The 14,196-nt window shown below is 36.8% G+C and carries 14 protein-coding genes; 13 read left to right on the forward strand and 1 reads right to left on the reverse strand.

The features are described 5' to 3' along the window. The first annotated feature begins 3 nt into the window (after positions 1–3). The 12 genes from argG (at position 4) to HX109_RS14535 (ending at position 12,527) form a co-directional block, all read left to right on the forward strand. The gene (gene argG / locus HX109_RS14480) at positions 4–1,185 is read left to right on the forward strand and encodes an argininosuccinate synthase (RefSeq protein WP_178953263.1); all 1,182 of its coding nucleotides are present in this window, start codon (positions 4–6) and stop codon (positions 1,183–1,185) included. 129 nt (positions 1,186–1,314) lie between these two features. Then, entirely contained in the window at positions 1,315–2,289 is a 975-nt protein-coding gene (argC, locus tag HX109_RS14485; RefSeq protein WP_178953265.1) for an N-acetyl-gamma-glutamyl-phosphate reductase, read from the forward strand. A gap of 19 nt (positions 2,290–2,308) precedes the next feature. Further along, positions 2,309–3,097, forward strand: coding sequence for a pyrroline-5-carboxylate reductase (gene proC / locus HX109_RS14490; protein ID WP_178953267.1), 789 nt, complete (start codon positions 2,309–2,311; stop codon positions 3,095–3,097). 94 nt (positions 3,098–3,191) lie between these two features. After that, positions 3,192–4,334, forward strand: a complete 1,143-nt coding sequence (locus HX109_RS14495) for an aspartate aminotransferase family protein (protein ID WP_178953269.1) — start codon at positions 3,192–3,194, stop codon at positions 4,332–4,334. Then, positions 4,334–5,530: a glutamate-5-semialdehyde dehydrogenase gene (locus HX109_RS14500; protein WP_178953271.1), complete on the forward strand. Its 1,197-nt coding sequence runs from the start codon at positions 4,334–4,336 to the stop codon at positions 5,528–5,530. The genes HX109_RS14495 and HX109_RS14500 overlap by 1 nt, the downstream gene beginning before the upstream one ends. A gap of 77 nt (positions 5,531–5,607) precedes the next feature. Continuing rightward, positions 5,608–6,390 (forward strand): glutamate 5-kinase, encoded by a 783-nt coding sequence (gene proB / locus HX109_RS14505; RefSeq protein WP_178953273.1) that lies wholly within the window; start codon positions 5,608–5,610, stop codon positions 6,388–6,390. A gap of 116 nt (positions 6,391–6,506) precedes the next feature. Next, entirely contained in the window at positions 6,507–7,292 is a 786-nt protein-coding gene (gene proB / locus HX109_RS14510; protein ID WP_178953275.1) for a glutamate 5-kinase, read from the forward strand. Between the two features lie 2 nt (positions 7,293–7,294). Further along, positions 7,295–8,236, forward strand: coding sequence for an N-acetylornithine carbamoyltransferase (locus HX109_RS14515; RefSeq protein ID WP_178953277.1), 942 nt, complete (start codon positions 7,295–7,297; stop codon positions 8,234–8,236). A 112-nt stretch (positions 8,237–8,348) separates the two neighbouring features. Beyond that, entirely contained in the window at positions 8,349–9,122 is a 774-nt protein-coding gene (gene argB, locus HX109_RS14520; RefSeq protein WP_178953279.1) for an acetylglutamate kinase, read from the forward strand. A 175-nt stretch (positions 9,123–9,297) separates the two neighbouring features. After that, on the forward strand, positions 9,298–10,359 hold the full coding sequence (locus tag HX109_RS14525; protein ID WP_178953281.1) for a M20 family metallo-hydrolase: 1,062 nt from the start codon (positions 9,298–9,300) through the stop codon (positions 10,357–10,359). Positions 10,360–10,446: 87 nt separating this feature from the next. Then, positions 10,447–11,727 carry an argininosuccinate lyase gene (gene argH / locus HX109_RS14530; RefSeq protein ID WP_178953283.1) on the forward strand — a complete coding sequence of 427 codons (1,281 nt, stop codon included), beginning with the start codon at positions 10,447–10,449 and terminating at the stop codon, positions 11,725–11,727. Positions 11,728–11,762: 35 nt separating this feature from the next. Continuing rightward, positions 11,763–12,527 carry a porin family protein gene (locus HX109_RS14535; protein WP_178953285.1) on the forward strand — a complete coding sequence of 255 codons (765 nt, stop codon included), beginning with the start codon at positions 11,763–11,765 and terminating at the stop codon, positions 12,525–12,527. Here HX109_RS14535 and HX109_RS14540 read toward each other — a convergent pair. Next, positions 12,517–13,062, reverse strand: a complete 546-nt coding sequence (locus HX109_RS14540; protein ID WP_178953287.1) for an NADPH-dependent FMN reductase — start codon at positions 13,060–13,062, stop codon at positions 12,517–12,519. The genes HX109_RS14535 and HX109_RS14540 overlap by 11 nt on opposite strands. Positions 13,063–13,293: 231 nt before the next feature. On the opposite strand from HX109_RS14540, the gene HX109_RS14545 reads away from it, so the two are divergent. Further along, entirely contained in the window at positions 13,294–14,184 is an 891-nt protein-coding gene (locus HX109_RS14545) for an aldose 1-epimerase family protein (protein ID WP_178953289.1), read from the forward strand. Positions 14,185–14,196 lie beyond the last annotated feature (12 nt).

Here is a 14,196-nt window from a genome sequence, read left to right on the forward strand (position 1 = left end):
AAAATGAAAAAATTAGTTTTAGCATACAGCGGCGGCTTAGATACTTCTTATTGTGCCAAGCATTTATCTGAAACCGGATATGAAGTGCATGCTGTAAGTGTTAATACAGGAGGTTTTTCTAAAGAAGAAATTAAGAACATAGAAGAAAAGGCCATAGCGCTAGGAGCCAAAAGCTATACTTCCATAGATGCCGTACAAACATTTTACGATAAAGTGGTTAAGTTCCTTATCTACGGAAACGTACTTAAAAACAATACTTACCCATTATCGGTAAGTGCAGAGCGAATTGTACAGGCTATTGAGATTGTAAACTTTGCAAAAGAAAACGGAGCAAAATTTATTGCCCACGGAAGTACCGGTGCCGGAAACGACCAAGTTCGTTTTGATATGATCTTTCAAATATTGGCGCCAGAAATAGAAATTATCACCCCAATTCGAGACAATAAGCTTTCGAGGCAAGAAGAAATAGACTTCTTAAAATCAAAGGGAGTGAACATGCAATGGGAAAAAGCCAAATATTCCATCAATAAAGGTTTGTGGGGAACTAGTGTAGGCGGTGATGAAACACTTACCTCTCACCTCCCCTTACCCAACGAAGCTTACCCTAGTCAGCTTGAAAATATGGGTACCCAAAAAATCAAGCTTACTTTTACCAAAGGAGAACTTACCGCCATCGATGGAAAAAAAGACAAAGCGATTAATCTTATTGAGAAGTTAGACAAAATTGCATCGGCCTTTGCAATAGGAAGGGATATTCATGTAGGAGATACCATTATTGGGATTAAAGGAAGGGTTGGTTTTGAGGCAGCTGCACCTATGATTATCATTAAAGCACACCATACTTTAGAAAAACACGTACTTACCAAGTGGCAGCAACAACATAAAGATTATCTGGCCAATTGGTATGGGATGCTGCTCCATGAAGGGAATTATCTGGATGAGGTAATGCGGAATATCGAAGCGTTTATGACCGATGCGCAAAAAAATGTTATAGGAGATGTTTGGGTAAGTTTATATCCATACCGATTCTTTATTGACGGAATACAGTCTAAACATGATTTAATGAATGCTAAGTTTGGAAGTTACGGCGAAATGAACAAAGGATGGACGGCAGAAGAAGCCAAAGGGTTTATAAAAATAAATTCCAATGCAGCTAAAATCCATCAAGCGGTAAATAGGAAGTAGTTTAATTGTTTGTCCCTCGAGCGCAGTCGAGAGGATCTATAAACAAACTCCTTAAAATTAGGTCTCCACTGCGCCTGTCTGCCGACATAGGCAGGCTCGACCTGACAGAAAATAAAAGCACAATTAATAATGATAAAAGCAGGAATTATAGGCGGTTCGGGATATACCGGGGGTGAACTGATACGAATATTAACGCATCATCCACATGTGGAAATTGACTTTGTGTACAGCACCACCCGGGCAGGAAAGTCAATCGCAGAAACACATGAAGACCTTTTAGGCATTACTGACCTAAAATTTACCGGTACCATCAACCCGAAGGTAGACGTATTATTTTTATGTCTTGGTCATGGAAATTCCAAAACTTTTTTAGACGAACATACCTTTTCCAACAAAACGAAAGTCATCGACTTAAGCAATGATTTCCGTTTAAATAAAGATGCCAGTTATAACGGAAGGGAGTTTGTCTATGGTTTGCCAGAATTACAAAAAGAAGCTATTTCAAATGCAAACAATATTGCGAACCCAGGATGTTTTGCTACTGCCATTCAATTGGCATTGCTTCCTTTGGCAAAAAATAAGCTTTTAAAAGAAACTGTTCATATTAATGCCACAACTGGCAGTACCGGAGCCGGAGTTTCCCCTTCTGCAACATCTCATTTCAGTTGGAGAAACAACAACATTTCTTGGTACAAACCCTTTACACACCAACACTTAGGAGAGATCAATCAAAGTATTGTGAGTCTCCAAAACGACCAGCCAACTATACTTATGCTACCGCAAAGAGGTAATTTCACTAAAGGTATTTTTGTAACATCATACCTAAAATTTGAAAATAGTTTGGAAGAAACTTGGAATTTATACAAGGATTTTTATGTTAGAGACCCGTTCACACATATATCTGAAAAAGAAATTCATTTAAAACAAGTTGTAAATACCAACAATTGTTTTATTCATCTTCATAAACACGAAGATGTATTGCTTATCACTAGTGTCATCGATAATTTAATAAAAGGCGCCTCTGGACAGGCAGTACAAAACATGAATTTAATTTTCGGGTTGGATGAAAGTGACGGATTAAATTTAAAAGGAAGTTATTTCTAAAAACAAAAAACAAAACAAAATGAAAGTTACCGTAATTGGATCAGGAAATCTAGGAAAATCAATCATTACAGGAATTGCATCCAGCGATTTGTTAGATTCAAAGGATATCTTAGTAGCAGACAAATCAGATGAAAATCTGGAAATTATTAAAAAACAAGCCGGTGTTTCCGTAACATCCGACAATATCGAGGCCATTAAAGACTCAAAATGGGTAATTTTATGTATTCAACCCAGAATATTGAAAGTGGTTCTTCAGGAAATTAAAAATCATCTAACCAAGGATCAAGTTTTAATTTCTACCGTAACGGGGGTTTCCATTAATGAAATCAACGAAGTGGTTCCTAAGAACAAGGTAATTAGAGCAATGCCAAATACAGCGGCCGTTAAACAACAGTCCATGTCTTTTATCTGCGCGGACGATATCGAACACGAAGACGTTCAGTTTGTAGAGAAAATGTTTGGAACCATTGGTAAAACCATGGTTATTGAAGAGCGTTTAATGCAAGCGGCTACCGTTCTTGGAGCTAGTAGTACCGCTTTCTTTCTTCGATTTTTGCGTGCGCTTACGCAAGGTGGGGTGCAAATGGGCTTTCATCCTCACGAAGCACAGGAAATTTCTGCTCAGGTAGCAATTGGTGCAGCAGCGTTAATTGAAGATGGTACCCATACCGAAGTGGAGGTAGATAATGTAACCACACCACAGGGTTGTACCATAGAAGGTTTAAATGCTATGGAGCACAATGGGTTAAGCTCGGCGGTAATAAAAGGTATTATGGCAGCTTACAAAAGAATAAGTGATATTAATTAAGTTTTGCGCAGAGAGGGCTTAAGATCGTAACATTTCTGAAGAGCTGTGTTACAAACCTAAAAACTGACAAAATTTCAACTATTTAATACAATAAATGAAACTGTTTGATGTTTATCCTTTATACAATATAACTCCTGTAAAGGGAAAAGGATTGTATGTTTACGATGAGAACGATGGGGCCTATTTAGACCTTTATGGAGGTCATGCCGTTATCTCAATTGGTCATGCGCACCCTACTTATGTAGAACGCATTACCGAGCAAGTAAACAAACTAGGCTTCTACTCCAATGCCATTCAAAATCCGCTTCAAGTGGAATTGGCAGAAAAGTTAGGAAGGCTTTCTAATTGCGAGGAATACGATTTATTTCTTTGCAATTCTGGAGCAGAAGCCAACGAAAATGCATTGAAGCTAGCGTCCTTTCATACCAATAAAGCACGCGTTATAGCTTTTACAAATGCGTTTCATGGAAGAACATCAGCTGCAGTTGCAGCAACTGACAATAGGGCGATCAACGCTCCTATCAATAGCCAGCACAACGTCACAACATTCCTTCCTTTTAACCAACTTCACTCTTTAGATTATGAATTAGCGTTCGGTGACGTTTGTGCGGTTATTATTGAGCCCATTCAGGGTGTTGGCGGATTGGATGAACCTACAACCGAATTTCTGCAAGGAGTTAGGCAGTTGTGCGATAAACACAATGTGGTACTCATTTTAGATGAAATTCAATCGGGTTACGGTCGCAGCGGAAAATTTTTCGCATTCCAGCATCATGACATAGAGGCTGACATAATTACAGTTGCAAAAGGGATGGGAAATGGATTCCCAATTGGGGGTGTATTAATCCATCCTAAATTTAAAGCTAAGCATGGAATGTTGGGCACCACCTTTGGGGGCAATCACTTGGCATGCGCCGCTGCCCTTGCGGTTCTGGAGGTTATCGAAAATGAAAATTTAATAGATAACGTCAATAAAATTTCTGCTTATTTTAAAGAAAAAGCCAAGGAAATCAAGAGTTTACAAAAACTTAAAGGTAAAGGATTGATGCTTGGTATGGAGTTTGAACTTAATGTGTCAGAAATAAGAAAAGAGCTTATTTACGAGAAAAAAATATTTACAGGCGGCTCGTCAAATAAGAACTTATTACGAATATTACCGCCATTAACGATTGAAAAACATCATATAGACACCTTTTTAATTTCATTGTCTGATGTTTTAAAAAATCACAACTTGTAATGAATAAAATACTAACAATTTCCGAAAGAAATAATGTATTATTAACGATGGCAGAGCTTATCCGAGAGGAGAAAAATGCTATCATGAAAGAAAACAAGAAAGACCTAGACGGTTACAACGGTGAAGATCTCGCTATGGAAGACCGTCTTAAAGTAGATGATGCTAAAATAGATGGTATGATAGCTTCATTGAAAGAATTGGCATCGCAGGATGATCCTTTGGGTAAAGAGCGGTTCCACTTCAAACATGATAACGGAATGGATGTCTTTAATAAAACGGCACCTTTCGGGACTATCATGATTATATATGAGTCAAGACCAGATGTAACTGTAGAAGCAGCTGGAATTGCATTCAAATCTGGAAACAAAATTTTATTGAAAGGTGGTAAAGAGTCTTTAAACTCCAACCTTTTAATTGTAGACCTTTGGCACAAAGCAATGAAGAAACACGGTGTTTCTATTGAATGGGTAGAGTACTTGCAGTACAACCGTCAAGAAACACAGGCTTTCTTAGAAAACCCGACACAACAAATAGACCTTATTGTACCAAGGGGTGGGGAGCGTTTAATTCAATTTGTAAAAGAAAACGCCAATTGCCCTGTTATAGTGAGTGGACGAGGAAATAACTTTGTGCACGTACATAAAAATGCAGATCTTGATTTGGCAATGAAAGTTATTATCAATGCAAAAACGGCAAAGATATCTGCATGTAATGCCCTAGATAAGGTTTTAATAGATTCCAATCTTCCCAATTACAAAGAGTTTGTAAAGAAATTACAAGCGAAATTGGAAGAGTATAAGGTGGATATATACGTTGATAAGGAGTTATCAGACCTAGACAATGTTACTGTTATTAACGATGATAACATTTGGTACGAGGAATTTTTAGATTATAAAATTGTTATTGGAGTGATTGATTCTGTAGAAGACGCCATCGCTAAAATAAATAAATATTCTGGCGGGCATTCTGCTTCTATCATTACGAAAGACAGTGATGTTGCCGATTTATTTATGACTACCGTAGATTCGGCTGCAGTATACCATAACGCATCCACTAGATTTACCGATGGTGGTGCACTTGGACTAGGTGGGGAATTGGCCATAAGTACCGATAAGCTTCACCAACGTGGTCCTATTGGTCTTGAACATTTAGTAACCAATAAATGGTATATTCACGGAGAAGGACAGATAAGATAAGTATCCGTAGAAATAAATTTAGTAATTACAAAGCTCGCAAGAGCACACAACTATAACATAACTATAAATTAAAAAAAATGAGTAAGCCCAAAAAAAAGAAGAAAAGAATTCTTTTAAAAATAGGATCTAATACGCTTACAAAAGAGTCAGACCAAATATCAAGAGGTAAATTGGAAGATATTGGTAGACAAATCGCCGAACTTCAAGACGACTACGAATTCGTAATTGTAAGTTCTGGAGCTAAAGTAGTAGCTAAGCAATTTGTAAACTTAGAGAGTACTTATAGCGAAGACATTAATGTTAAACAGGCATTGACCTCTATCGGTCAGCCGCATTTAATACGTATTTTCCAAGAAAGTTTTAGAGAGCTTGGTTTATTGGCTTCTCAATGTTTGCTTTCTTATTCAGATTTTGAAAAAGACGTATCAAAAGAGAACATTGTTAATACTATAAATATTTTGGTAGATAATGGATACATTCCAATTATTAATGAGAATGACACCGTGGCTACCGATGAAATACAGTTTGGGGATAATGATAAATTAGCAGCTCTTACCGCTGCCCTTTTAAAGGTGGATTTATTGATTATTGCTACCAATACCAATGGTATTTACACCAAACAATCTTTTAAGGATGGATCTCCTAAAACAATTGAAGAAGTAGAGAACTTCTCTGATCTTAAAAAAGAAGTGGTAGACGAAGATAAATCTTCTCATGGTACCGGTGGAATGAGTTCTAAAGTAATTGCTTTGGAAATTGCCAATAAAGCCAATATCGAGACTTGGATTGTTAACGGTTTAGAAGATAATTTTATTCTAAATACCATCAATCAAAATACTGCTTTTACCAAAATTGAATGATTGTTTAAAAAACAAATAAGTATATAGCACAAAAGCCCGAAAAGTAAATAACAACCCGTATTTTTATACAAAAGTTAAGCTTTTCGGGCTTTTTTATGTCATTTTTCAACTAAAAAATGAAAACAACCACCAAAAAAAGAATTGTACTCAAAATAGGTTCCAATACCTTAACCAGGGAAACCAACCATATTTCCCGTGGTAAAATTGAAGATATTGCTAGGCAAATTGCACTTCTCAAAGATAACTACGAATTTATTGTGGTAAGTTCTGGGGCGATCGCTGCGGCCAAGCAATTTGTAAACCTAGAAAGCAACGGAAAAGAAATTTATGTAAAACAGGCGCTGGCTTCCATTGGTCAGTTGCATCTTATGCGAATTTATCAAGAGAATTTTAGGGAATTGGGGTTGTTAATATCGCAATGTCTCCTCTCCTATTCTGATTTTAAAAGCAAAACCTCTAAAGAGAATATTGTAAACACCATCAATATTTTGTTGGAAAACGATTACATTCCCATTATCAATGAAAATGATACTGTTGCCACGGATGAAATTAAATTTGGAGATAACGATAAATTGGCAGCCATGACCGCGGCGCTTTTAAAAGCTGATCTTTTAATTATAGCTACCAATACCAATGGTATCTATACCAAAACATCCATACAGAGCGGTATTCCAGAAACTATTAAAGAAGTAATTGGTTTTGAAAGTTTGATTCAAGAAGTTGCCGATGGTAAATCTTCCCATGGCACAGGAGGAATGAAATCTAAAGTGGACGCCGTAGAAATTGCCAGTATAGCCGGTATAGAAACGTGGATTGTAAATGGCCTTAAAGAGAATTTTATTAGTGAAGCTGTGGCCAATACCAGCCATTTCACTAAAATTAAACCAAAAATAACCTTATAGAAATGCAACAATATATCGATCTTGAAGACATCGACAATGTCGATGCTTTAATAGAAAAAGCCATTAAACTGAAAGAAAATCCGTTTCAATTTAAGGAAGTGGGCAAAAATAAAACCATAGGACTTCTTTTTTTTAATTCTAGTTTAAGGACCCGTTTAAGTACGCAGAAGGCAGCCCAAAACTTGGGAATGGAAGTAATGACGATGAATTTAAACAGCGATAGTTGGGGATTGGAATTTGAAGATGGTAGCGTTATGGATGCTGGTACGGCCGAACATATAAAAGAAGCTGCTGCGGTGATTTCCCAATATGTAGATATTATTGCGTTAAGGGCATTCCCTACCCTAACTGACAAAACCAAGGATGAGGAAGAGCAGGTTATAAAGAGCTTTCAAAAATATGCCTCTGTACCTATTCTCAATATGGAAAGTGCCACTGCACACCCCTTACAGGCCTTAACAGACGCTATTACCATTTCAGAAAACAAACAAAAAGAACGTCCAAAAGTAGTTCTAACGTGGGCGCCACATCCAAAGGCATTGCCGCATGCAGTTCCAAACTCTTTTGCGAAAATGATGCAAATGATTGATGTTGATTTTGTAATTACCCACCCCGAAGGCTACGAATTAAACCCAGAAATTACCGGTAATACTCCTATAATTTACGATCAGAATAAAGCACTTAAGGATGCCGATTTCGTATATGCCAAAAACTGGAGCAGTTATAAAGATTATGGACAAATTAAAAGTACTGACAAAAGCTGGATGGTAACCCTCGAGAAAATACAACAAGCAAAGTTTATGCATTGTCTTCCTGTAAGACGAAATATGATCGTTGCCGATGAAGTCCTAGATAGCAATCAGTCCTTGGTGATTCAACAAGCAAATAACCGTACCTATGCAGCACAAGCTATTTTAAAAGAGATATTGGAGAATCACTTATGATTTTCTTAAAAATACTTAGGTCACCCTGAGCATGTCGAAGGGTATTAATACATAAATACTTCGACGAGCTAAGCATGACAACCATACAGACCAATATAACTTAGATATTTATATGAAACTTTCAATTGTAAAAATAGGTGGAAACCTTATTGAAGACGATAATGTATTGGGTAAAGTACTTACCAATTTTGCCAAAATGGAGGGTGCCAAAATCTTGGTTCATGGCGGTGGCAAAATGGCCACTCAGCTTTCAGACCAATTAGGTATACAAACAAAAATGGTTGACGGCAGACGGATTACCGATCGAGAAACCCTAAACATTATTACCATGGTTTATGGAGGATTGGTAAATAAAACCATTGTCGCCAAACTACAGGCCAATAACTGCAATGCCCTCGGTTTATCGGGAGCCGACTTAAACAGTGTGCAATCAGTAAAAAGACCTGTAAAAACCCATGATTTTGGTTTTGTTGGAGATGTAACTGAAGTGAATGTCGAAATGTTTTCATTACTTCTAAATAATGACATTACGCCTGTTTGCTGTGCCATTTCCCATGATAAAAATGGTCAGTTATACAATACCAATGCAGACACAATTGCTTCAGAAATAGCTGTAGCCCTTACCAAACATTTTGAAGTAGAACTCTATTATTGCTTTGAGAAAAAAGGGGTGCTACGAAGTATTGAAGATGAAAATTCAGTAATAACAGACATTAATACTGAAATTTACCAAGCGCTTGTAAAGGAAAATATTATTGCAGACGGTATGTTGCCAAAACTGCACAATTGTTTTAATGCCCTAGAAAGAAAGGTTAGCAAAGTATATGTAGGAAGCGTTGACATGCTTGGAAATGATAACGAATTACGAACAACCATAACTTTGTAGTATGCTACCTAAATAGAAAATGTCACCCTGAGCTTGCCCACCTGCCCGAAATGCCGTGGCAGGCGGGCAAGCTCAGCATAACAAAATAATATTTGCTTTTAACGAATGTCAAACTAAATTAACTTTGAGCCTAAACTTTAAAACTTAATAAACTTTCAACTTTAGAACATAGATAATGACCATACAACAACTCACCCAAGAGGCGATAGAACTATTAAAATCATTAATTAGCACCCAGTCCTTTTCTTCGGAAGAGGATAAAACGGCTGCGTTGATTGAAGCCTGGTTTAAACGTTACAACATCCCTTTTAAAAGGGAAAATAATAACATCTGGGCTTTTAATGAAGATTTTCAAAAAGGGAAACCATTACTTCTATTGAATTCCCACCACGATACGGTAAAACCAAATACCGCTTATACAAAAGACCCATTCCTTCCGCATATTGAAGATGGAAAATTATACGGTCTGGGGAGCAACGATGCAGGGGGATGCTTGGTTTCACTCATTGCTACATTCACATATTTTTACCACAAAAAAAACCTTCATTACAATCTAGTAATGGTAGCTTCTGCCGAAGAAGAAAGCTCTGGCCCCAACGGTTTGAATTCAGTATTGAAACATTTACCAGAAATCGAGGTTGCCATTGTTGGCGAACCTACATTAATGAACTTGGCTATTGCCGAAAAAGGATTGGTGGTTTTCGATGGTTCGGTAAAAGGAACCCCTAGTCACGCCGCTCACCCCAATAACGACAATGCCATTTACAAAACCATTGAGGTATTGCAGTGGTTTAAAGATTATAAATTTGAAAAGGTTTCTGAAGTTTTAGGTCCTGTAAAGATGACCGTTACACAAATAGAAGCGGGGAACCAGCACAATGTTGTTCCTGCTGAAGTGAAACTGGTAATAGATGTGCGTGTAAATGATAAATACAGTAACCAAGAAGTTTACGAAACCCTAAAAAAATTAGCGCCTTGCGAGGTAACTCCACGTTCACTTCGCTTAAATTCTTCGGCCATTCCGAAAGACCATGCCCTCGTAAAAGCGGGAATTAAATTAGGCCGTGAAACGTATGGATCCCCTACCCTTTCAGATCAAGCTACTTTGAGCTGTGCTTCGTTAAAATTAGGCCCGGGAGACTCTACACGGTCGCATTCTGCCAACGAGTTTATTTTTGTTGAAGAAATAGAAGAAGGAATTGATTTGTATATAAAATTACTGGAGGAGGTTCTATAAATAAAATACTGATAAAGGTTATCTTTGCTTTTAATCCTTTTTGAAGGATTATTCAAGATAAGCGCATAACTTTATAAATGTTTACAAATGAAACTTTGGGAAAAGGGGTTTTCAACCGATAAGAAGATAGATATTTTTACTGTAGGTTCCGATAGGGAATTGGATTTAGTAATTGCAAAATACGATGTTTTAGCTTCTATTGCTCATGCCAAAATGTTGCAAAAAATTGAACTGATCACTGAAGAAGAAGCAGATAATCTTGTAAAAGAGCTTCAAAATATCGGTAAAAGTGTGGAGAATGGAACTTTTACCATTGATGATGAATTTGAAGATGCCCACTCGAAAATAGAATACCTTTTAACAAAAAAATTAGGAGATACCGGCAAACGTATCCATACGGCACGTTCCAGAAACGATCAGGTCTTGGTTGCCGTAAACTTATATCTTAAAGAAGAGCTTTCCCAAATTAAAAATAGCACCAAAGAACTGTTTGATGTATTGATTAAATTAGCCGATACACATAGAAAAACCTTACTCCCAGGCTATACACATTTACAAATTGCCATGCCTTCGTCGTTCGGACTGTGGTTTTCCGCTTATGCAGAAAGTTTAATAGACGATATTTATTTTATTGATGCAGCGCTTAAAATAGTCGATCAAAATCCGCTAGGGAGTGCAGCCGGTTATGGCAGCTCCTTCCCTATAGACCGGGATTTTACCACGAAAGAATTGGCATTTCAAACTTTAAAATACAATGTGGTTGCCGCACAAATGAGCCGGGGCAAATCTGAAAAAAGTACAGCTTTTGGATTAAGCAGTATCGCTTCCACTCTTGCCAAGTTTTCTATGGATATCTGTTTGTATATGAGTCAGAATTTCGATTTCATTACTTTCCCAGATGAATTAACCACCGGTTCCAGCATTATGCCGCACAAAAAAAATCCAGATGTTTTTGAACTCATCCGTGGAAAATGTAACAAAATTCAAGCAGTGCCCAATCAATTAGCAATGTTGACGACTAATTTACCAAGCGGTTACCACAGGGATCTTCAGTTGACCAAAGAAATAATAGTGCCAGCCATTCAAGAATTAAAATCTTGTTTGGAGATGATGACTTTTTCTATAAAAAACATCATAGTAAAAGAAGAAATTCTCGAGGACAAGAAATACGATTACCTGTTTAGCGTAGATACTTTAAACGATTTGGTATTAAACGGAATGCCCTTTAGGGATGCGTACAAACAAATGGGAGAAGAAATTCAACGTGGGGAATTCACCCCTAAAAGAAATATACACCATACCCATAAAGGCAGTCTAGGAAACCTTTGCTTGGATGAAATAAAAGCAAAAATGGAAAAGCTATTTTAGGGTAATTATTTTATATTTGATAAAACCCTTGTTTGATGGAAGCTTTAAAAAAAACAAACTTAAAAATTATCTTTTTTAGCCTTTTTGCTTGTTTTCTGTTTTTTCCATCAGCTACTAATGCTCAAGCAGCAATTCTTGCGGCCTTATTTGGAGACAAGGTGGCTTCAGAAAAATTTAATCTAAGTATGGAGATTGGTGTCCCGCTCACCAACTACAGTAATATCGACGGAAATAAACCCAATCTTGGGGTGAATTTTGGTATTGCTGGAAACCTTAAAATCAATGATCGTTGGTCTGTGAGTCCGACTGCCTATTTTTTGTCCAAACGCAGTTTCGACATCAATTCTTTTTCCTTAAACAGCGGAGATGCTTATTTAGATAATATTTATAATAATGTCCCCACCACAATTTCCATGGACTATATTGAAGTGCCTGTTTTTGTTTTTTATAATATTCCCAATTCAAAACTTCGTCTAGGTTTGGCGCCACAAATGTCTTTTAAGCAAAACGTAGATGCCACTTTTAGTGCAGATGTAGGGGAATTTAGACAAGCAGTAGGTATAAACGTTAACGACATTGATTATAGCCTTATCGCCAATGTGAGTTATTATTTAAGATACAAAAGAAACGGAAAAGGATTGTATGTAAGCCTGCGCTACAGTCAAGGGTTTACAGACACATTTAAAGATTCTTTTATAGCCGGAAACAATCAAGGACACTACTTCTCATTTCATATCAGTCTGCCATTTATTACAGACGAATTGGCACAGAAAAATTTAGAAGGGCAACCTACTTTTTAATAAGTTTCCCTAAAAAATCGTCCAGCTGTTTTCTATGCTCTTTTTCCATGTTGGAATTGGTAATTGTATTCGTTTTCGCTGAAAAATTCATATTGAACTCTGGCAAGGAAAATACATTCTCTACTTTCGCTCCAAAACGGGGCAACATATTCTCTGTAACCGATATAGCGCCCAAGGCACCTCTTTTCCCTGCGGAAGTCCCCATTAAGAAAACATATTTATCTTCCAAAAATTTTCTTTCCAAACGAGAGATCCAATCAATTAAGTTTTTAAAATAAGCCGAAGGATTGCCATTGTGCTCATTCACACTTAAAATAACGCCATCTGCTTCGTCGAAATCTTCTTTTAGCTCTACCAAGGAATTTTTGTATCCGTATTTTCGTTCATCATCTTCGCTAAACAAAGGGAATGGCATGTTGGCCATATTCAGTAATTGTATATCAAAATCATCGACCAAAGAAACCGTATATTTTACCAACTCATAATTTATGGACTTTGAAGAGTTACTCCCTGCGAACGCAATTATTTTTTTCATTTTATAGATTTATTTATTTAACTAAAACTGAAACAACCAATGTTTCTCTACCTCTTTACTTTCAATTAAAAATACAATTCTTAAAGGGAAGAAACGAAGATCAAAATTTAACGATATCCATTTTAATGAGAGAATTATAGTTATGAGATATAGAACAAGATAGCGAAGTTTTTCTAATAATAATGGAAGAATTCATACTTTTGATAAGTCGGTATTATAAAGTATCCATTCATGAAAAATTCGGAAAAACTGTCCATTAAAAATCATTTATTAAAAATAGAAATCACCAAAGTTGGCGCGGAGCTCTGCAGTATAAAAAATAAAGATAATCAGGAATTTATCTGGCAGGCAGATTCGGCTATCTGGGGAAGTCATGCACCAGTTTTATTTCCTATCATTGGTGCCTTAAAAGAAAATCATTTTAGATTTGAAGGAAAAGAGTATACGGTTCCCAAACATGGCTTTATACGGAATAATGATCAATTAAAGATAATTCATCACGTAGAAGAAACCATTACTTTTCAGTACAAATATTCCGAAGAAACCCTTAAAAATTATCCTTGTAAATTTGAATTCAATATCACTTTTTCTTTAGAGGGCAATATCTTAAAAGTTTCCCACAACATTATAAATCATGGAGATGAGTTTATGTATTTCTCTTTGGGCGGACATCCTGCATTTAAATGTCCGCTAAAGCCAAACGAAAGTTATACCGATTACCAACTAGAATTTGAGAAAAAAGAGAACAGCCAGCGTTATTTAATTGATGAAAACGGACTCCAAAATGGCAAAAGCGCACCATTTTTGCATCAAACCGATGTTTTACCGCTGAAACACGAACTTTTTGCAGAAGATGCACTTATCTTTAAAGATTTACAGTCCAAAAAAATAAGCCTAACCAATAAATCGCTCGGCAAAATTCTCACTGTCTCATTTGCTGATTTTGACTATGTGGGCATATGGGCAAAACCAGAAGGGGATTTTGTATGCATAGAACCTTGGCTGGGTATTACAGATAGCGCTCAAACGGATGGGGATTTTAAAAACAAGGAAGGGATTATTAGTTTGGAGGCCAAGCAAACTTACCAAGCCACCTATAGCATAGAAATTCATACTACGTAACGCTTGCAAGCG

Source organism: Galbibacter sp. BG1, from assembly GCF_013391805.1.
Lineage (GTDB): Bacteria > Bacteroidota > Bacteroidia > Flavobacteriales > Flavobacteriaceae > Galbibacter.